The sequence below is a fragment of the Parafrankia sp. BMG5.11 genome, from assembly GCF_004337455.1.
Map to the genome: position 1 here is coordinate 1 of NZ_SJXI01000032.1, position 19,825 is coordinate 19,825.

General features: G+C 68.3%; 19 protein-coding genes and 3 pseudogenes. 9 read left to right on the top strand and 13 right to left on the bottom strand.

Annotation, left to right across the window (positions count from 1 at the left end):
• Positions 1–16 precede the first annotated feature (16 nt).
• A complete protein-coding gene (locus E0504_RS22150; protein WP_112108245.1) occupies positions 17–466 on the bottom strand; it encodes a nuclear transport factor 2 family protein in 450 nt (149 codons plus the stop codon).
• 55 nt (positions 467–521) lie between these two features.
• Here E0504_RS22150 and E0504_RS22155 point away from each other — a divergent pair, with 55 nt between their 5' ends.
• Complete coding sequence (locus tag E0504_RS22155) at positions 522–914, top strand: sensor histidine kinase (RefSeq protein WP_112108246.1); 393 nt, start codon at positions 522–524, stop codon at positions 912–914.
• Positions 915–1,103: 189 nt separating this feature from the next.
• The gene (locus E0504_RS22160; RefSeq protein ID WP_131625799.1) at positions 1,104–2,072 is read left to right on the top strand and encodes a DUF5996 family protein; all 969 of its coding nucleotides are present in this window, start codon (positions 1,104–1,106) and stop codon (positions 2,070–2,072) included.
• Between the two features lie 119 nt (positions 2,073–2,191).
• Here E0504_RS22160 and E0504_RS22165 read toward each other — a convergent pair whose 3' ends face one another.
• The 4 genes from E0504_RS22165 to E0504_RS22180 all read right to left on the bottom strand — a co-directional run bounded on the left by E0504_RS22165 (position 2,192) and on the right by E0504_RS22180 (position 5,264).
• The gene (locus tag E0504_RS22165) at positions 2,192–3,175 is read right to left on the bottom strand and encodes an arsenic resistance protein (RefSeq protein ID WP_112108253.1); all 984 of its coding nucleotides are present in this window, start codon (positions 3,173–3,175) and stop codon (positions 2,192–2,194) included.
• Between the two features lie 89 nt (positions 3,176–3,264).
• Entirely contained in the window at positions 3,265–3,576 is a 312-nt protein-coding gene (locus E0504_RS22170; protein ID WP_200835426.1) for a hypothetical protein, read from the bottom strand.
• Complete coding sequence (locus E0504_RS22175; protein ID WP_112108248.1) at positions 3,573–4,370, bottom strand: MerR family transcriptional regulator; 798 nt, start codon at positions 4,368–4,370, stop codon at positions 3,573–3,575. Before E0504_RS22175 ends, E0504_RS22170 begins: the two co-directional genes overlap by 4 nt.
• Positions 4,371–4,487: 117 nt before the next feature.
• Positions 4,488–5,264, bottom strand: a complete 777-nt coding sequence (locus E0504_RS22180) for a peptidoglycan-binding protein (protein WP_112108249.1) — start codon at positions 5,262–5,264, stop codon at positions 4,488–4,490.
• Positions 5,265–5,510: 246 nt separating this feature from the next.
• Between E0504_RS22180 and E0504_RS22185 the strand changes: the two genes are divergently transcribed.
• From E0504_RS22185 to E0504_RS22195, 3 genes are all read left to right on the top strand, one after another.
• Complete coding sequence (locus tag E0504_RS22185; protein WP_112108250.1) at positions 5,511–6,338, top strand: TIGR03620 family F420-dependent LLM class oxidoreductase; 828 nt, start codon at positions 5,511–5,513, stop codon at positions 6,336–6,338.
• A 210-nt stretch (positions 6,339–6,548) separates the two neighbouring features.
• Positions 6,549–8,114: a class I adenylate-forming enzyme family protein gene (locus E0504_RS22190; protein WP_071062114.1), complete on the top strand. Its 1,566-nt coding sequence runs from the start codon at positions 6,549–6,551 to the stop codon at positions 8,112–8,114.
• Between the two features lie 256 nt (positions 8,115–8,370).
• Positions 8,371–9,714, top strand: coding sequence for a glycosyltransferase (locus E0504_RS22195; RefSeq protein ID WP_112108251.1), 1,344 nt, complete (start codon positions 8,371–8,373; stop codon positions 9,712–9,714).
• Positions 9,715–9,727: 13 nt separating this feature from the next.
• Here the strand turns inward: E0504_RS22195 and E0504_RS54295 are convergent, their stop codons facing one another.
• The 3 genes and pseudogenes from E0504_RS54295 to E0504_RS22205 form a co-directional block, all read right to left on the bottom strand.
• Positions 9,728–9,898, bottom strand: a complete 171-nt coding sequence (locus tag E0504_RS54295; RefSeq protein WP_368672034.1) for a transposase — start codon at positions 9,896–9,898, stop codon at positions 9,728–9,730.
• Positions 9,899–9,950: 52 nt separating this feature from the next.
• Positions 9,951–10,442: pseudogene (locus tag E0504_RS22200) on the bottom strand (transposase); the annotation flags it as partial.
• A 31-nt stretch (positions 10,443–10,473) separates the two neighbouring features.
• Positions 10,474–11,040, bottom strand: coding sequence for a dihydrofolate reductase family protein (locus E0504_RS22205; protein WP_112106050.1), 567 nt, complete (start codon positions 11,038–11,040; stop codon positions 10,474–10,476).
• Between the two features lie 420 nt (positions 11,041–11,460).
• Between E0504_RS22205 and E0504_RS54300 the strand changes: the two are divergent.
• Positions 11,461–11,868: pseudogene (locus tag E0504_RS54300) on the top strand (transposase); the annotation flags it as partial.
• Positions 11,869–11,992: 124 nt separating this feature from the next.
• Complete coding sequence (locus E0504_RS54305) at positions 11,993–12,139, top strand: transposase (protein ID WP_368672067.1); 147 nt, start codon at positions 11,993–11,995, stop codon at positions 12,137–12,139.
• A gap of 300 nt (positions 12,140–12,439) precedes the next feature.
• Here E0504_RS54305 and E0504_RS22215 read toward each other — a convergent pair whose 3' ends face one another.
• A complete protein-coding gene (locus E0504_RS22215) occupies positions 12,440–14,383 on the bottom strand; it encodes a TIR domain-containing protein (RefSeq protein ID WP_131625802.1) in 1,944 nt (647 codons plus the stop codon).
• A gap of 588 nt (positions 14,384–14,971) precedes the next feature.
• Here E0504_RS22215 and E0504_RS22220 point away from each other — a divergent pair.
• Positions 14,972–15,346 (top strand): tRNA-binding protein, encoded by a 375-nt coding sequence (locus E0504_RS22220; protein ID WP_112106053.1) that lies wholly within the window; start codon positions 14,972–14,974, stop codon positions 15,344–15,346.
• 133 nt (positions 15,347–15,479) lie between these two features.
• Here the strand turns inward: E0504_RS22220 and E0504_RS22225 are convergent.
• The 3 genes and pseudogenes from E0504_RS22225 to E0504_RS22235 form a co-directional block, all read right to left on the bottom strand.
• Positions 15,480–15,743, bottom strand: a pseudogene (locus E0504_RS22225) (rhamnogalacturonan lyase); the annotation flags it as partial.
• A 114-nt stretch (positions 15,744–15,857) separates the two neighbouring features.
• Positions 15,858–16,553 carry a TauD/TfdA family dioxygenase gene (locus E0504_RS22230; RefSeq protein ID WP_131625803.1) on the bottom strand — a complete coding sequence of 232 codons (696 nt, stop codon included), beginning with the start codon at positions 16,551–16,553 and terminating at the stop codon, positions 15,858–15,860.
• 49 nt (positions 16,554–16,602) lie between these two features.
• On the bottom strand, positions 16,603–17,988 hold the full coding sequence (locus E0504_RS22235; protein WP_112106055.1) for an LLM class flavin-dependent oxidoreductase: 1,386 nt from the start codon (positions 17,986–17,988) through the stop codon (positions 16,603–16,605).
• Between the two features lie 403 nt (positions 17,989–18,391).
• Between E0504_RS22235 and E0504_RS22240 the strand changes: the two genes are divergently transcribed.
• Positions 18,392–19,033 carry a DsbA family oxidoreductase gene (locus E0504_RS22240; RefSeq protein ID WP_112106056.1) on the top strand — a complete coding sequence of 214 codons (642 nt, stop codon included), beginning with the start codon at positions 18,392–18,394 and terminating at the stop codon, positions 19,031–19,033.
• 90 nt (positions 19,034–19,123) lie between these two features.
• Here the strand turns inward: E0504_RS22240 and E0504_RS22245 are convergent, their stop codons facing one another.
• Positions 19,124–19,801 (bottom strand): endonuclease V, encoded by a 678-nt coding sequence (locus tag E0504_RS22245; protein WP_112106057.1) that lies wholly within the window; start codon positions 19,799–19,801, stop codon positions 19,124–19,126.
• Positions 19,802–19,825 lie beyond the last annotated feature (24 nt).

The window sequence follows — 19,825 nt, forward strand, 5'->3', positions numbered from 1 at the left end:
CTACCTGACCGGCGCTCTAGGCCGGCGGGGTGTAACCGTGGATCTCGTGCTCGGCGATGCGCCACACACCGTCCGGCTCGCGCCGCTGGAGCTGGCGGTGGTCGAACACGGACCGCGCGGTGAACGGCCCGTCGCCCTCAAGCGTGAACGCCGCCGCCGTGTACTCGACCGCTGTGCGATCGGCATCGAGCGACCAGGCCCGCAGGTTCGTGATCAGGTGTCGGCCACGCAACGGCGACATACCGCGCTCCATCACGGACCGGACTGCGTCCCTCCCGTGGGCCTGGAACACCGTCGCGTCCTCGGTGTACAGCGCCAGCGCGGCGTCCACGTCGCGGGCGTCGAACCGGCTGAACAGCTCGGCCACGAGCGCCTCGGCTGTTAGCCGCCGCGCGACTTCCGCACTGTCGGGAACCACTCCTGGATCGCGCATACGCAGTGTCTGCCCATCGTCGGCGGCGAGCATTCGGCTAAGCCTACTCCCACGGGCCCGGGCCAGAACCGCGCCCGGGACGGTCCGGGTGACGGGAACGGAGTCCCTGAACGGCCAGCGGCCGCCCCGTCAGACCGAGGCTGCCGCGTACTTCGCCTGTCTGGAGGCGATGCAGAACGCAGCCAAACATGCGCCGGGTGCCGCCGTGTGCGTCGACATCGGGCTGGCCGACGGGGTCCTCAGCTTCACGGTCAGTGATGATGGTCCCGGCTTCGATCCGGCCGCCCCGGAAGGCGGTGGCACGGGCCTGCTCGGGATGGCGGACCGGGTGGGCGCGGCGGGGGGGCGCCCTGAGCATCCGCTCGGCGCCTGGAAACGGCACCACGGTTTCCGGGAGGCTACCCGCGTCCCCCTTACCTCCCTGGTCCGCCGGATAAGGCGGCACCGCTCGCCCGCTGTCTCAGCGCATTCACCCCTATAGGGATACGCGATGCGACGCACTTCCCGCACGCGGTGTCCTGCCTGATCTCGACGGCGACAACGTCGCCGGTGGACGCCGGCGAACAGGCCACGGCCGACCGAAACCGGCCGCACCTGGCCGCCGGGATGCGCGCCGAGCGGTAGGTGCCCATGCTGGTGCGGTCCGAGGGTTCGCCGTCGAAGGAGCGCCATGATCGAACTGCTGGCCCCGATGCCGCTGTCGTCATGGGCAGGCACCAAAGAGACGCTGCACCGGTACGTGCAGGTCGTAGGAAAGATCCGGTTGAGCGCCAGCCCACGTCGGAACCACTGGTGGAACGTCCCGTTCCACCTCACCGGCCGCGGTATCACGTCCCGTCCGATGGGCCTCGTCGACGGTAACCCGATTTTCACGATCGACTTCGACTTCGTCGGACACGACCTCGTCGTACACAGGCTGGACTGCGAGACGGTGTCGTTCCCGCTCGCGGGGCGATCGGTCGCATCCTTCTACCATCAGACGCTCGAGGCGCTCGGAGCGCTCGGCATCACGGTGCACATCGACCATCCGCATCCCTTCGACCTTCCCGACTCCGCCCGGCCGTTCCAGGACGACACGGAACACGCCGCGTACGACCCGGCACAGGTGACGCGCTACTGGCAGTTGCTCAGTCAGGTCAACCTGATCCTGGAGGAGTTCGCCGGCGGCTTCTCCGGCAAGGTCAGCCCGGTGCACCATTTCTGGCATACGTTCGACCTGTCCCATACCCGCTTCAGTGACCGCCGGATCGACCAGCCTACCGACGTCGACCCGGTGACGCGCGAAGCGTACTCACGTGAGGTCATCAGTTTCGGATTCTGGTTCGGCGACGCCTCCATGCCCGAACCGGCCTTCTATTCCTACACCGCCCCCGAACCCGCCGGAATCACCGACGGGCGGCTACGACCAGATGCCGCTCTCTGGACGCCACGCGGCAGCAGCCACCTCGCGGTACTACCCCTGGGCGCCATTCAGGACAGCCCCGACCGCCGGGGCACAGTCCTCGACTTCTACGAGAGTGCCTACCGCGCCGGAGCAACCCGAGCCGGATGGGATATCGACCGGCTTACCTGCCCGCACGGCATCACCGACCCCCAGCTGGCTCCCTCCATGGCGTCCACCGGCAGCGCCACGCGGTAACACCCGGGGCACCGTCCGGGCCGGCGCACGATTATCGGCACGCCGTTTCGGGGGCGCACAGTGACCAGCAGTTGGGGCGTGACCAATGTGCCAGGGACAGGCGTGAATACCACCGAAGATCAGGCGGGGTGGGGTGCGGGGAGTAGTCGTGGCACGAGGCGGACGTAGGCGACCATGCCGAGGACTTCGACGAGGGTCTGGGTGACCACGACGACCGGTACGACGGCGAACTGGTCGGGCAGAGCGAGGGCGAGCGGGAGGACGACGAGGGAGTTACGGGTGGCACCGGTGAACAGCACCGCCCGTCCCGAGGGGACGTCGAGGCGGAACAGACGGGCCAGCGCCTTCCCGGTGAACGCCATGACGGCGAGGAATGCCAGGTAGAACGGGACGACGGCGGCGACGTCGCCGAGCCTGCCGTCGAGTTTCGGGATCTGGGAGGCGACGACGGCGATGAGCACGGCGGCCATCAGCGGGACCATCGCCGCGCTGGCCGTCTCCGACACGTGCTGCCCGGCTGGTCTGCGGGCTGCCCAGCCCTGGGTGACCCAGGCCAGGGCCAGCGGAACGACGATCAGGGTGAGGAACGCTTGGAGGAAGGGCCCGGCGTCGACGATGTCGGCCAGGTCCGAGCCGAGGAAGGCGAACAGCAGGACAGGGAGGACCAGCATCTGCGCGAGCAGGAGCAGCGGGGTCGCGGCGAGCAGACGCCGGCTGCTGCCTCCGGCAAGGCCGGTGAACACGATGACCCAGTCGATGCAGGGGCAGAGCAGAACCAGCAGCACCCCGAGGCGGACGGCCTGATCGTCCGGCAGGAACGGAAACATCGCGGCGACCACAAGCGGCACGACTGCGAAGTTCACGACCAGCGCGGCGGCGAGGAACCGGCCGTCGCGCAGGGAGCGGGCCAGTTCGGCGGCGGGGACCTGGAGGAACGTCACGTAGAGAAGCGCCCCGAGCAGCGGGTTGATCGCGTGTTCCAGACCCGGTCCGAGGCCGGGTGCCGTAAGGCCGAGCACGGCACCGGCGGTCATGGCAGTGAGATAGACCGCGACCTGATGGTGTTCCATCCGGGCGACCAGGCCGACCGGTTTCTGCGTCAGCGTCAGACTCCTTGATCGCTGGCCGAGTATGTTCCTGTCATCGTCGCAGGTCACCGGCGCCCCGCCGTCTCCCGTCGGGGTCGTGCGGTTCAGCGCCGGGTAGGTGTCGCCGGGTTCTGGTGATTGCGGGGGGTGGGCAGGCCCAGGTCGACCGGTCCGGTGACTGCCTGACAGGCGGTGCGGCGGCGACGGCGGACCACGACGGCGCCGAGCAGCGCCGCGACCGCCGCCACGGCCAGCGCGGGAACCCAGACGGCGGCGACGGTCGCCACGGCGCCGACGGCGCCGAGCACGGCGAGCAACGGCCCGATGCAGCACACCGCGCAGGCGGCGAACGCCGCCGCGGTGGCCCCGATCGTCGACCAACGGCGCGGACGGGTCGCAGAAGCGGAGGGGTTCATGCGGACACTCCGAACAGGTCGGTCAGCAGGGCGGTGGCGGTCTCGGGGGCATGGACGGTCAGCACCAGACCGGTGGCGGTGAGCTGGAGAGTGAAGGCGAAGAAGGCGCAGCAGTCCTGCTCGGCCGCGGCGAGTGCGGCGACCCGCGCGGCGAGGTCGGGGCCGGGTGGAAACGTCAGCCGCAGGCCGTCAACGATCTCCTCCCGGCTGTCTGCCTCCTGGAGCAGCCGGCGCCATCGGGCGGCCCGTTCGGCCTGTTCGCCGCCGCTCAAAGTGCAGGCCACCGGTATCGACTGCGATGCCGGATCGTCGGTGGCGATCTCAGGTCGCCCCGGGGTGAGCGTGAGCGGCACCGGACCGGACTTCGCCGGGGTGCTGGATTGCGCCGGGGTGGTGGTCAGGCAGCCGCAGTCCGGGCCGCAGCCACCCGCCGGTGCCGGCTCGGCGAGCTCGGTGTGGAACGCTGCCAGACGCGCCGAGAACGCGGCCAGTTCGGCGGCCCGCCGGTCGGCGTCAGCGATACGGGCGGCGACGAGCGGCAGCATCCGTTCCCGGACCGCCGCGCACACCCCCCGCTCCCAGACCGTCAGGAGATCACCGATCTCCTCCAGTGCCAGGCCGAGGAGCTTCGCGGACGAGATGAACGCCAGCCGCTGCACCGCCTCCTCGCCGTAGACGCGGTAACCCGACGGAGCGCGCTCGGCGGGCAGCAGGCCCGCGGTCTCGTAGAACCGCAACGTGCTCGCCGGAACGCCGCAGCGGTCCGCCAGCTGCGAGATGCGATAGGTGGCCATGAGCCGGACGGTAAACCTTCGACCCGACTCGAAGGTCAAGCCGAGGGCCGGGGTGCCGGTGCCGAGGACGAGCCCGCAGAAGGCCCGCCCGTCCCCCTCCGGCTGAGTCGTGTGCCGTCACCAGGTCCGGGCGAGCACGTTGGTCAGGTAGCCGGTCATGCGGTCGAGCTTCGGCTTGTCCTCGGGGTTCGTCGCCGTGAGCTTGCCCTGCGCCCACTCGGCAGCCCAGGTGGGAACGTTGTGGGCGACGATCACATACGTCCAGTTGTGGCCCCACCGGTCGGAGTCGTACCGCTCACGCATCGCCCTGGCGGTCGAATCAAGGGCCCAGTACGGATCGAGCGCCCGGTCCTTCGTCACGTCCGGCAGTGTGGTGTTCCACTGGCAGAGCCCGAAATCGGAGTTGGTCCAGTAGCCGACGGCCCCGGGATCCCAGTTGCTCTCAAGCGCCGTCACGCCCCGCAGCAGTCCCCGCGGAACGGTGTACTTGGTTGCGTACCGGTCGGCGATCGGCATGAACAGCGCGTACGAGGTCTCCTTGTGGACCAGGCCCGGCGGGTTCCGCTCGGTGGCGGCGAGGTACATGTCCTGGTTGATGACCGGCTGTCGGTGTTGCTGGAAGGCGATCACCGCAGCCCTCGTCCGCTCGGTGAACCGGCCGTCAGTCGGGATCGGCGTGCCCGGGCCGTTGTGCCAGTTCAGCGCCCGCTGGATCGCTTTCACCGCGGCCCGCACGGCCGCGATGTCGTCCTGGCTGCTGCCCTCGGGAGCTCGCTCGCCGGCACCGATCCCGTAGTAGGGGCCGAAACCGGTTCCAGCGGCGTCGACGGTGCCCCCGTAACCGTCCTTCGGCCAGCTGCCCCTGCCCACGCGCACCCGGTCCGGTGTGGTCAAGGTGCCTCCTCCTCGCCGCCGCCGCCGATCGCCATCGCCATCGCCATCGCCGAGCGTAAGGCGCCCGGTCTCCGTACGGGACGAAACCGACGGAAGCGATCGCCGATCTGATCCGCGAGCCGCACGCAGCGCGCGGAAGCACTCGACGCGCAGGTCATCGCACGCCGCCGGCCCCGCCGCGGTGCCGCCGTCCGGGCGAGGCGACCGTGCGGAACACGGAAGGCCTGCCGTGCGATTGTGCCAGTCATGGTGACTCTTGGACCGATCGGTATCGCGGCTTCCGGGCTCGCGGCGGACCATCCCGACGCCCAGATCGATCTCGCGCGGAAAGCGGAGGCCGCGGGCTACTCGACCGTCTGGCTGGCCGGTGGCCAGGGAAACAACCTGCCTGCCATCGACCGGGTCGTGCGTGCGACGGAGCACATCCAGGTGGCCAGCGGCATCCTTTCGGTGGACGTCGTACCGGCCCGCGAGGTGGCGCAAAGCTACACGGACCTCGAGAAGGCCGCACCGGGCAGGTTCGTCGTCGGCCTCGGCGGCGCGCATGGCCCCAAGCCCCTGCGAACGCTCAACTCCTACCTGGACGACCTCGACACCGAAGCCCCTGTCGTGCCCGCGGCCTCGCGCGTGCTCGCCGCACTCGGCCCGGCGGTCCTCGCCCTCGCCCGGGACCGCGCGGCCGGCGCCTACCCGTACCTGGTGACCCCTGAATATGTCGAGGAGGCGCGGGCGACGCTCGGCCCGGGCTCGGCACTGGCTGTGCTGCTGACGGTCGTGCCCGAGAGCGATCCGGCCACCGCACGGGCCGCGGCCGCTGAAGGGCTGCGGTTCCTGCGCACGGTGCCGGGTTACCACCGCAACTTCCTCCGCATGGGATTCACGGACTCCGAGATCGCCGACCTCGACGCCAGATTCGTCGACGCGGTGACCGCCTGGGGGAATCTCGACACGATCGTCACCCGCATCCGTGAGTACCACACCGCCGGCGCCGACCAGGTCGTCCTGCGTCTCAGCGGCGAAGCCGAGTTCTTCGACCGCTGGCTCCACCGGTTCGCCGAGGCGTTGCTGCCCTGACCGACGGGCGGGCCGGCGAGTGGCTCGCCCGTTCTGGGAGCATGGGTGGTGGCGGGCCCGTGCGAGGGTCAGGCGACGGCCGTCAGGCGGTGCGGCCCCGCCATCGCGTAGGCCCCCGCCATGTGCGTAGGCCCCGTCGTCGCGTCGGGGCCGGCGTCGCGTCGGGGCCGCGCCTGGCGCCGCCACCGGCTGAAGGACGGAGCGAGGGCGATGACGTCGACCGGCGACGAGATCCGACCGACCATCCCTGACCTGTTGGGGCGCTGCGCTCGGGAGTTCGGCTCCGCCGACTACATCGTCTCCCTCACCGACCGGCTGACCTACGCCGAGGCGGAGGAACAGTCCGCCCGGGTGGCCCGGTGGCTGTTGCACGAGGGCGTCGGTAAGGGCACCCGGGTGGGCCTGTTCTTCCCCAGCGGCGTCGAGTGGGCCGTCTGGTGGCTGGCCGTGAGCCGGATCGGGGCCGTGGCCGTTCCGCTCAGCACCCTGTACCCGCCGGCGGAGATCGCCAAGGTCGTGCGGCTGGCCGATGTGCAACTCCTGGTGGCACCGACGACCGTGCTGCGGATCGACGTCGCGCAGCGGTTCGAGACGGCGTTCCCCGAGCTGGCCGGGCAGCCGGCCGGCCAGCTCGAGCTGGCGGGCGCGCCGTACCTGCGGCGGATCGTGCTGACCGGGCGGACGGACCGGGGCTGGGCCACCCGATGGGATCCGCGGGACCCGCCGCTGGTGCGGGCCGAGCTGCTCGCCGCGGTGCAGGCCGAGGTCACCCCGGCCGACCTGGCGATCATGGTTCACACCTCCGGTTCCACCGCCGACCCGAAGGGCGTGCTGCACACCCACGGCACGCTGGTGCGCCAGACCTCCACCTGGCCGGCGGCGATCCGCGGGCTCACCGGCGTCGACCACGGGCCACGCATCCTGTGCGCCATGCCGTTCTTCTGGATCGGCGGGATCCTGGCCGCGACCGGAGCTCTGCACGCACCCGTCGCGGTCCTGGTGCTGGCGCGGCTGGAAGCCGGGCCGGCCCTCGACCTCGCCGAACGGGAACGGGCGAACGGCGTCGTCGGATGGCCCGCGTTCACCCAGCAGCTGCGGCTGCACCCGTCCTTCCCCAGCCGGGACCTGCGCAGCGCCCCCGCGCTGCGGGAGGGGCCGGTGGACCTCGCGATGGCGGGCGTCCCGGACGGCCATCCGATCCACCGCAGCCTGACCGAGTCCGGCGGCAGCTTCGCGTTCACCGAGACCGCGATCGTCGACGCCGCCGGCGAGCGCGTCCCGGACGGGACCGTCGGTGAGCTGCTCATCCGTGGCATCGGCTCGATGGCCGGCTACAACAAGCGCGAGCGCGCGGAGGTCTTCGACGCGGACGGCTGGTACCACACCAGCGACCGCGTCTACCGCAGGACGGGCGACCCGCGGCTGTTCTACGTCGGCCGGGACAGCGAGCTCGTCAAGGTCGCCGGTTCGAACGTGGCACCGCGCGAGGTCGAGGCCGTCATCGAGGAGTTCCCCGAGGTCGCGCACTGTGTCGTGACCGGTGTCGAGCATCCGACCCGCGGCGAGGAGGTGTGCGCGGTCATCGTTCCGGCCGGCACGACCGGCACGGACGTCGACGTGGACGGTCTGACCTCACGCACCCGCACGCTCCTGTCGAGCTACAAGGTTCCGACCCGGTGGATCGTCGCCGCGGACGACGAGGTGCCGGCCCTGCCGAGCGGCAAGCCGGACCGCCGGGGCCTGCGCACACTGATCGAGGACGGCCGACTGAAGTAGGCGCGCGCTGCGGGGCCGGCTGAGCTCGTCCGCCCCGAGATCGGGTCTGTGGTCAGGTGTGAGCACGGGCGCGTCGGCGTGGCGGCATGTGGGTTGAGGCCTCCGGTGGGCGCACGGAGTTGATCAGTCACCGTACGCTGTCATGCCACCGACAAAGTCCGAGCATCGCTCGAACAGAATGCTTGACTGGCGCCCGATGTGGCAGCTCGCACGCAGACTGTCGCACAGACATCGACCTGTCTGAGGAGAATCCGTCGTGGCCCGATTCCTGTTCGCCACAGTCCCGGCCGTCGGCCACACCGTGCCCGCGCTGCCCATCGCCCGCGCCCTGATCGAACGCGGCCACACCGTGCGCTGGTACACCGGCGTCGCTTTCGCGGAAAAGATCACCGCCGTTGGTGCGAAATTCCACCCGATCACAGATCCCGACTTCGACTACAGCCTCGTCGGGTTGGAGGAGCACTATCCGCGGCGTCGGGAGCTGTCCGGGCTGAAAAAGCTGCAGTTCGACCTGGTTCAGGGGTTCTCCAAGCCCGTGCCGAACCAGGTGCGGGACCTGATGGCACTGTTGCAGGAGGAGCCGGCTGACGCCGTCGTCACCGACACCGCATTCATCGGCGGGGTACTCCTGCAGGAACTGGGCGGACCGCCGGTGGCCGGTTTCGGCATCAGCGTCCTGCCTTTCCCCAGCAGGGATCTCGCGCCCTTCGGCATGGGTCTGGCGCCGGCCACCGGCCCACTGGGCCGGCTGCGCAACAAGGCGCTGGCCGGCTTCACCCGCCAGGTGGTGTATCGGCCGGTCACCGCCGAAATCAACCGGACCCGGCGGATGCTCGGCCTTCCCGCGACGGCCGGGACGATTTTCTCCTACCCGCTGGCCACTCAGCTCTATCTGCAGTTCAGTCCGCCCAGCTTCGAGTACGACGTCTCGGACCTGCCCGGCCAGGTCGCCTTCGTCGGGCCGCCGCGCCCGCCGGTCGACCCCGGGTGGGAGCCGCCGTCCTGGTGGCACGAGCTGTCCGGACGGCGGGTCGTGCTCGTCAACCAGGGGACCGTCGCCACCGACGCCGATCAGCTGATCCGACCGGCGCTGGCCGGGCTCGCGGACGAGGACGTCCTCGTCGTCGCGGTCACCGGGGGCAGCGACCCGGCAGAGCTCGGGCCGCTGCCGGCCAACGCGCGGGTGGAGCGGTTCATCCCGTTCGACCAGCTACTACCGCGGGTCGAGGTGTTCGTCACCAACGGCGGCTACGGCGGCGTGCAGCTCGCGCTCTCGCACGGTGTCCCGATCGTCGGCGCGGGCAGGACCGAGGACAAGATCGAGGTCAACGCCCGGGTGGCCGCGTCCGGCGTCGGGGTGAACCTGCGCACTCAGACCCCGGAGCCGGACGTGATCCGTGGAGCTGTCGCGAAGGTTCTCGCCGACTCCCGGTACGCCACCGCCGCGCGTCGGATGCAGGCCGAGATCGCGCAGGCAGGACGCGAGACCCGGGCAGCCGAGTTGCTCGAGCAGCTCGCCGACGGATCGACGCCGGGCCGGTCCGAGCTTGTGTCAGGGACGACGGGCGATCGACTCCACCCAGACCACGCCGCGTTTTAGAGGGTCTTCGAAGTTATGCGGTGCGGAGGTGTCCGCGGGCTCGGCGGGTGGTGACGCAGCGTGCTCGGAGGCGCTGGTTGGTCGGGTTGCGGAAGCCATAGGCGGCGCGGCCGACGAACTTGATCACGCGGTTGATCCCTTCGCTTTTGGCGTTGCTGATGCCGGTGTTCAGGAAGGCTTCGATCTCGGGCCACCAGCAGCGCCTGGCCGATCGGGCCCTGGTCCATCAGCGGGTTCCACATCCGCTCGAACTCAGCGTCGGTCAGATCCTCGCGGTTGCGCAGCAGCTTGCGCCGGGCCTTCCACTCCGGATCTCCGGCCCGGCCACGTCTGCCGCGGTGTGTGCGGGTCAGACGGCGGCGCACCAGATTGAGCATCTTGTTCGCAAGCTGCACCACATGGAAATGATCGACCACCACGGTGGCCTGCGGCAGTCCGGTGCGGATCGCCGCCCGACACAACGGGGACATGTCGATGGCCACGAAACGAACCCCCTGGCGCCAGGTGAGCGGGGTGTCGGCCGGCCAGGCCAGCACATCGCCGGCGGCCCGTCCCTCGATCTGCCCCAGCAGACCGCCGCAGCCTGCGGCGTCGACGAATCCGGTGTGCCAGCGATCGGCCGCCGCAGACCACTTCCCCGTCTGCGGGTCCTTCTCCCAGCGGGCCCTGCCCCGGCGGGTCTCGTCGATCCCCAGCACCTCGATGTCCGGCAGCGGCGCCTCGGTCACCGCAGTGGCAGCGGTACGGAAAGCCTCCCGCTCAGCGCCTCGTCTCGTACCTGGTCAGCACCACGCCGCCGGGGAACGTCCGCGTCTCCACCAGATCCAGGTTCACCCAGCTGTCCAGCGCGGCGAAGAAGGGCGTGCCGCCGCCCACCAGAACCGGATGGGTGGCGATCGCGTACTCGTCGATCAGCCCGGCCCGCATGGCCGCCCCGGCGAGCGTCGCGCCGCCGATGCCCATCGGGCCGCCGTCCTCTGCCTTGAGCCGGGTGATCTCGGCGATCGCGTCGCCGGTGACCAGGCGGGTGTTCCAGTCGACCTTGTCGATCGTCGAGGAGAACACCACCTTCGGCGTGTCCCGCCAGTTCCGCGCGAACTCGATCTCCGCCGGGGTGGCGTTGGGCTGCTGGTCGCCGGTCGGCCAGTAGGAGCTCATCGTCTCCCACAGCTTGCGCCCGTACAGCGACAGGCCACTCGCCTGCTCGTGGTCGAGCCACCACTGGAACAGCTCGTCGCTCGGCGGCCCGCTCCAGCCGATGTCGTCGCCGGCCGCGGCGATGTAGCCGTCCAGGGTCAGGTTCATGCCGTAGATCAGTTTCCGCATGGCGCCAGCCTTCCGTGAGTCGGACTCCGGCGTATAGACCGGCGCCGTGCGGGAAACTCATCGGTGCGCGATCTGGGCTCACAGGTAGTCCTCGTGGTCAGGGCTCAGTGTGGCGTACTCGCCAGCTCGGGCACCCGACGGATCTCGACCTCGCCCTTGCACGGCAGCAGCCCGCCAGCGAACCGGACCTGGGCACCTCAAGCGCAACCAGGCCGCCGAACAAGCTACGACGCAGAAAGCGCGAAATCTGAAGAAATGCCGTGGAACTGAGACTCAAGCCAAGTGATATTCCGTGAGACAACCAACGAACCCGCCGGTCAAACAAGATCGACATGTCACGCGCGCTGAGACCCTACAGGTGATGGCCGCGTTCCGCAGCGCCGCCGAGGCGGTGACTCAGGCGCCGCTTGCCGATATCGGGTGCTGGGCATCGACGAGACCCGGCGGGGCAGGGCCCGCTGGGAGAAGGACCCGGAGACAGGAAAGTGGTCTCCGGCAGCGGATCGCTGGCACACCGGATTTATCGACGCCGCAGGTCACGGTGGGCTGCTCGGCCAGATCGAAGGACGGGCCACCGGTGATGTGCTGGCCTGGCTGGCCGGCACCCCGCTCGCCTGGCGCCAGGCCATCCGGTTCGTGGCCATCGACATGTCACCGTCCTACCGGGCCGCCGTGCGCACCGGCCTGCCGCACGCCACCGTCGTAGTTGATCACTTCCATGTCGTTCAGCTCGCCAACAAGACGCTCAATCTGGTGCGCCGCCGTCTCACCCGAAGCGTCCGCGGCCGGCGTGGCCGGACCACGGAGTGGAAGGCCCGGCGCAAGCTGCTGCGCAACCGCGAAGACCTCACCGACGCTGAGTTCGAGCGGATGTGGAACCCGCTGATGGACCAGGGCCCGATCGGCCAGGCGCTGCTGGTGGCCCGAGATCGAAGCCTTCCTGAACACCGGCATCAGCAACGCCAAGAGCGAGGGGATCAACCGCGTGATCAAGTTCGTCGGCCGCTCCGCTTACGGCTTCCGCAACCCGACCAACCAGCGCCTCCGAGCACGCTGCGTCACCACCCGCCGAGCCCGCGGACACCTCCGCACCGCATAACTTCGAAGACCCGTTTTAGATCGACGTCGACTTCCGCGGCCTGTGCAGCGCTGGAGACGTCGACCGTGCCGGTTCTTCTGGTTCACGGCACGCACGGCTTTCTCGCACCGGAGACGATCGGCGAGTTCCGCGCCCGCGTGCCGCGGGCCGAGATCGTCGAGATCGAGGCGGGCCACAACGTCCAGGAGCAGCAGCCGGCCGCGCTCGCCGCCGCAACCAGCCGCTTCCTGCCCGGCCCGACGGACGGGACCGCATAGCGGCGCCTGCAGATCGGCCCACAGTGTGTGACCAACGACAAGATCAGACGGGGCGACACACTGTCAGATCCAGCCTGGCCTCAGGCTTTTCGAACAGCTCGATCTCGAATCTGGCCTGTCGGAGACGGTCGTGGAGCTCGTCGACCGGAGGAGTCCATCGAGCCAGTCGCTCGCGATCCGAATCTTGATAGATGCCGAGCAGGCGCCGTTGATCGCGAGCAAACTGCGACCACGTTCCGAGTAGCAGAACACCATCGTCCGCGAGTATCTCCCGCATACGCTGGATTATGCTCTGCAGATTGTCGTTTCGCGAGAGCTTCCGATCCCAGCCGAAATGAGACAGAGTGCCCAGCATACAGGTGACAAGATCGAAGTCTCCTCTCGGTAGCCGATCCGAGGAGAAATCAACGTGTTCAATCCTGATCCGTTCGTCTCCCGGGAAACGTCGTTCAAGACTGGCCTGAGCGAAACGGACGCAGTCAGGGTCGTCGTCGATGCCGATGAGTTCTCCGCTGGGAACCGTGGCATCCCTGAAGAGGGCGATGTACCTGCCCGTGCAAGTGCCAACATCGAGATGACTCCGCAGGTTTCCCCAGCGCCCGATGGACTCAATCGCGGCTACTGCTCGACGAGCTTCAAGTGTCTTCAATCGCTCGTCCTCGCCATCGAGATCGAACTCGTACGCCGTCAACCAGTTACCCGTGTAGTCGATCCTTGTATCGGCGCTCCTGATGGAGTTCTGCATGAGTTGGAGGAAACTATCCACTGGTTGTGCTTCCTGCCATAGGTCATCGAAGTAGGTTTCAGTCGCGGCTAGGTACGACGCAAACTCGCGCGTCGTCGCACAATGACTTTTCACGCCGCGAATACTTCCCATACTACCACCCTGGAAAGAGTCCACTCGGAACTCGTCGTAAATTGCCAGCTCGTTGTCGTAGGGGTCATCAATCAACCCCGGCGGGAGAGCGCGATGCAGGCTCCACGCATCGAACACCACCCGGACTTCAAAACCTGCGGCGATCATCGCCCTTATGTTGCGCTTGACGTGCTCAAAACGGTTGGCCGACTCGCGCAGTTCCCGTCCTCGCGCCAGTTCACGGAGATGAATGCGGTCCGCCCGGAAGGCCTGGACCACAGCTTCGACATCCTGGTCAAGAATGAACAGCCGGCGCGCCTCGCCGCCGTTGCGACTGAGCCGCACCATCATCTGAGCATTCGCAGTGAGAACACTCGGCTGCGGCCGGCTCCAAAATCCGCTAGAAAGGAACGTCGTTGTCCAGAACCGGCGCTTCACCAGAGCGAGTGCTTCCGCATAGCTGGACAACGCGCTGTCCGGGGAGTCAAAGTAAACTGGTTCGTCATAAACGTCAGTAATACTTGCAACCGACTCACCGAGTGAGCTGACAAGCTTGTCCAGCCGATTCTGCTCGCGTTCAATGGTCTTCGAGTAGCCGAACAGCGCTCCGACCGAGTCATTTGGAATTGACGTGCTAAGTTTGTTCCTGCGCAGAGATTCCCATCGCTCCTTGATCCGGCGGGCACATCCTTCCAGCGTCACGCCGAGCTTTATATCGTTACTGCCGTCAAACTGCTCGACCGTCAGACCGACCAGATCCGTCGGCAGTGTCACTCCCTCCTCTAGAAGTACGCAGACCCGATCCCGACCCAGCCCAGCAACAAAGAACCCATACTCCAGGATCACGTTGTCGCGACTTGAAATGAAGTCTCGTTCACCTCGGGCGACTTCGTCGTCCGCACCGAAGATAAGTATTGCGGCATCGACGGTTCTGAGTTCTTTCTGCAGAACATCGAGGATGTAGGCCCCCGGCGGAAATACATTTCGCCAGAGGTGTAGCTCGAACCGGTCGACCAGCTCGGCTGCCAGCGTGTTTACGATTCCCCTGTTGACGGACTTCCCTGAACTACCAATGAAGATCGTTGGGCGCCATCCAGGAACATCTGAGCTGGAACCGACCACAGTCAGCACCTCCGAAGGCCTACTTGCTCACAGTTGGCGCGACGATATCGTGGCCGATGGCCTCAATATCCCGAAACCTGTCGTAATCGCATTAGGAAACACATTGGTGACTACAGGTAATCGGACGATCCCTATTCCGTTTCCGTTGCGGCCCCCTCGGGGAACCACACCCGACACAACAACCGGACATCAGGGAGAATCTGCACCAAAGGGGCAGCTGGCTTCACGGGCGAGGCAGGCGACGACCCGGGGTCGCGCGTCAGGGACGGACGTAGGGAGCCGTGGATGCAGGTCACTGCGCCACGGACGGTCACTGGGATCTACCGCGCACCCTTCTTGCCCAGCGGCCGTCGCCCGACCCTCCGGCCCAATCCCGCAGATGAGGGTGCTTGCGAAACAAGGGCCGGAGGATCTGATCGCGGCCGGCGTTTATCATCTGGGTGGGCACTGAAAATCCTCCCGAAGAAGATCGGGTATCATTTCGGGTTGCTGCACCCGCGTCGCCGGGACCAGCTTGCAGTCGAATGAACCTCGACCCCTTAGGCCCACCAGCGAGAGTTACACCCCAGCAGAATCAGAGAACAGGACGCGCGCGGGATGGCAGCCAAAAAAGGACCACCACTCAAGCCGAAGATCACCTTTGGCAAGTTCGAGAACATTGACATGCGCGTAGCGCGAGTGATCTCGGCTCCACTGGCCGAGGGTACAAGGTTTCCGTGCCGTGTCATCGAACTGGATCTGGGGAGTCTCGGAATCCGTCACTCGGTAGGTCAGTATGCGCTGCTGTCAGAGGATGAACTGGTCGGCAGAAATGTCATCGTGTGCGCGAATCTCGGCTCACGAGAGATAGGTCCGTACACCTCAGACGCCCTGGTACTTGGGGTTCCCCATCCGGATGGCCCGGAAGATCAGGCGCAAGCTGCTCCACTTTTCGCCCACGAGAAGGCCACACCAGGCGATCAGGTCTACTGACTCTGCCTCACGATCTTCCAGTCGAGCAGGGCCCCGTGGCCCGAGGCCGCTGCGCCCGAGCCAGCCACCCGCAAGGACGGAGCGGCCGCTACCGAGGCGTGTACACGTCCGGCCAGGGGGCGGCGGGCATGGCGGCGCCGATGTTGCGCCCCAGGTCAATCCGCCGCAGCCGGGTGCCGGACAGCTCGTACGCGTCGAGGTAGACGTCGCCGGTGTAGCCGGCCTGGGAGTTGTCCTTGGCGTTGGACGGGTCCCACCTGACGACGATCTCGTACTCGCCGTCACCGTCGAGGTCGCCGACACTGGCCTCGTTGGCGCTGTAGGTGTAGGAAGCGCCGTCCGGGGTCTGGCCACCAGCCGGTATCTGCAGCGGGACGTCCGGATATCCGCCGCCCAGCCGCAACGCGGGCTCGGAGGCGGGCGGCCGATCTGGCGGCCGATCTGGTCCTCGAACCCACCGCCCGGCCCCAACCGGCGGGACCGGCGGGACCGGCGGGAGACCCCTTGAAGATCAGCTGCCGATGACCTTGCAATACTCGCGCGGGCCGTCGTAGTCGTTCACCGCGTAGTGCCACGTGGCCTGGTTGTCCCAGATCACGAAGTCCCCCGGCTTCCAGCCGAAGCCCACGGTGTGGTTCGGTGAGGAGGCGTGGGCCAGGAGGAACGGCAGGAGGGCTTCTCCCTCAGCCGGGCTGATTCCGGTCAGGCGGAGGGCCGACGAGCTGATGAAGAGCCCCTTACGGCCGGTATGCCGGTGTGTGTGCACCACCGGGTGCTCGATGGTCTCGGTCACCGGCGGCCGGTTGTAGGTCCCGTCCCCCGGGTAGGCGCTGTACACGGCGTTGACCGATTCCAGGAGCCGCTCGAAGGGCTCGGACAGGCCGTCGTATGCCGCCTGCAGATCGGCCCACAGCGTGTGACCGCCGACCTCCGGCACGACCTGATAGGTCAGTGACTCGCTGTTGAACGGAGGGTTCTGCCAGGTTCCGCCGACGTGCCACGTCGCGGCCGTGCCCGCCTTCACGTGCGCGTCCGGTGAGAGGTTCTGGCCACGGAACACCAGGACCTTGTGCTTCCAGAAATCCTCGCGCAGGGCTTCGGCGGTGGCGTCGTCGACGCCGTCCGCCAGGTTGACACCGACGATCTCGGCGCCGAGGACCGGGCTGGCCCGGCGCGTTTCGTAAGGCGCGGTTCGGGTGACGGTCACCGTGACCCCTCTCTGTACGGGACATCTGGAACTCGATCGCGTGCAATCCTCACCGGAGCGACCGTGCCTGGACGGCGGACCAGCGGCTGGGCGGGAGAGACAGCCCGAGGTTCTCGCGCAATGTGCGGCCGGTGTACTCGGTACGGAACAGGCCGCGGCGGCGCAGCTCCGGAATCACCAGGGTGGCGAAGTCGTCGAGCGTGTCCGGGAGATAGGGGAAGACGACGTTGAAGCCGTCCGCGCCGCGGCCCTCGAACCATTCCTGGATGTGGTCGGCGATCGACTCCGGGGTACCGACGATGGTCCTGGTGTCACGGGCGAGCTGGTGGGCGAGCTGGCGGATGGTCAGGCCGCCGGCCCTGGCCCGCTCGACGATGTGCCGCTGGGCGCTCCGGCTCTGGTTGGAGGGCGGCAGATCCGGCAGCGGCCCGTCCAGCGGATGGGCGGTCAGGTCGACGCCACCGAGCCAGTAGGCGAGGTCCGCCAGCGCGACGCGCGGGTCCAGCAGCGCGGTCAGCCGTTCCAACTTGTCCTCGGCCTCGCTGATCGTGCGGCCCACGACCGTCGACAGGCCGGGCAGCACGACCACCTCGTCCGGGTTCCGGCCAGCCGCCTGGGTGCGCGCCTTCAGGTCGGCGTAGTACGCCTGCGCGCCCGCCAGGTCGGGATGGTGGGTGAACACCACGTCGGCGACCGAGGCGGCCAGCGCGCGACCGGCGTCCGACGAGCCGGCCTGCACGATCACCGGACGGCCCTGTGGCGGCCGCGGGATGTTGAGCGGCCCGGTCACCGCGAAGTGCTTCCCGCGGTGGTCGAGGCGGTGCAGCCTGGCCTCGTCGAAGTAGATGCCGGTCTTCTGGTCGCGGAGGAACGCGTCGTCGTCGAAGCTGTCCCAGAGACCACGGACGACGTCGACGAACTCCTCCGCCCGCCGGTAGCGCAGGGCATGGTCGAGGTGGGTGTCGCGGCCGAAGTTGCCCGCCTCCAACGGGACGACCGAGGTCACCACGTTCCAGCCGGCGCGGCCTCCCGACAGATGGTCGAGCGAGGCGAACTTGCGGGCGATGTGAAAGGGCTCGTTGTACGTGGTGGTCGCGGTCGCTACCAGGCCGATCCGTTCCGTCACCGTTGACAGCGCGGCAAGCAGGGTGAGCGGCTCGAAGCGGTCGGCGCGCGCGGTGCGCCGCAGGGAGTCCAGGTCGTGGCCCCAGATCGCGACCACGTCCGCGATGAACAGCGCGTCGAAGGTGCCGCGTTCCATCGTCCGGGCGAGCCGGATGTGAAAAGGCAGGTCCAGCTGCCCGTCCGGCGGCGAGAGCGGATGGCGCCAGGCCGCGATGTGCCCACCTGAGCCGTGCAGCAACGCCCCGAATGTCAGCCGCCGCGGCCTCCCCGCCGTGCCATCACCCGCCCGAGTTTGCACCTGGCCATTCATCGGACGGCCCCGACCACACCGCCAGTGCTCGCCACGGCACCGCCTGTCTGCCCGCTCGGGGCTTTCCTCACGCGAACGCTGCCGGCATTCCGACCACCGGACCACCGGACCACCGGACCACCGGACCCGCCGAGCGTCGCATCGTGGCGTAAGCACCGTCAACCACCGGACCGATTACTACTGAACTACTGCCGAAATGTTTCTCCTCTTTGACTGCGAAGAGGAATCCCATCCGGCGGAAAGCAGCGCCGGCCCCGACCGGAACACAATGCCGCATACCTGTCGCCTTTGATCCTTCCCCATGTTCCCGGCGAGGTACCCGCCGAGCACCGCGGGTCCCTTCCGACGATGCCCAGGGAGCGCACGGGCCGCGGCCGGTTGCGTCGCAGTAAGGTGAGGCACCATGAAGGTCGAAGTCTGGTCCGACATCGTCTGCCCGTGGTGCTACATCGGCAAGCGACGGCTGGAGAAGGCACTCACCCGGTACGAGCACGCCGACGAGGTCGAGGTCGTCTGGCGCAGCTTCCAGCTCGACCCGACGCAGCCACGCGGGGAGAACATCCCGACCTCCGAGATGCTCGCGCGCAAGTACGGCGTCACCCCGCCCGAGGCCAAGGCCATGAACGACCGCGTCAGCGCACTGGCCGCCGAGGAAGGCCTGACCTACCACCTCGACCGGGCCGTCACCGCCAGCACCTTCGACGCGCACCGCCTCATCCACTTCGCCGCCACGTACAACCTCGCCGGCGCGACGCAGGAACGGTTGATGCGCGCCACCCTGACCGACGGCGCGGCCGTCGACGACACGGACACGCTCGTCCGACTCGCCACCGAAGCCGGCCTGCCGGCAGACAGAACCCGCGAAGTCCTCGACGGCGACGCGCACGCCGACGACGTCCATGACGACATCCGCCAGGCCCGCGCGCTCGGCATCAGCGGCGTGCCGTTCTACGCCGTCGACCGCACCTACGGCATCTCCGGCGCCCAGCCGGTGGAGACCATCCTGGACGCCCTGCGTCGAGCATCGTCCCCGGTCGCGTCCTGACCTGATGGTGGTGGGAGCCAGCATCCGAACTGGTGCGTCGCCGAACTGTTTGCTGTGCGCCCTCGGCCGGGCCGCACCGGCCATGCTCCCTCAGCGAGACGCGGTCCGGGCTTCGGCGAGCGCCCTTCGGCTGAGCTGATCGGCCGCCCGGGTCGTCTCCGGCAGCCGGTACCTGGGGCACAGCTCCAGTACCCACCGGCAGGCGGAGTCAAGGTTGGTGCGGTGCCCGACCGAGACGTACACCTCGCGGACACCGTCACGGGTCCGCAGCGCGGCTCCCACCGGCTCGCCGTCGAGAATGATCGCCGTTCGGTCTCCCCGACGCGGCCCAGGCGTTGAGTGGTCGCCGACAAACGGGGTCTTCGCCACGCCGATCGTCGGCAGGTCCAGGGTGACACCGAGATGACAGGCCAGTCCGAACCGTCGGGGGTGTGCGATGCCATGCCCGTCGCACACCAACAGATCTGGCGGCGCGGCCAACTGCGGGAGAACGGTTTTCCACGCTTCGAGCAGCGGCGGCATTTCCCGGAACGACAGCAGACCCGGAATGTAGGGAAACGCCGCCCGACCTACCACCGCGGCTGATGCGATCACCTCCCAGCCCGGCGCGGCGAGAACGACGACCGCGCCCGCGACCAGATCGGAGTCGGTGTCGTACGCGACGTCAAAGCCAGCCGTCGTCGTGATCAGGTCGGGGCCGGGCACGTCAGCCTGGACGAGCCGACGCAGCTCAGCCTGCAGCGCCTCAGCGTCCTCCACCTGCCTCATCGCAACCCCCTGCGTTACCGAACA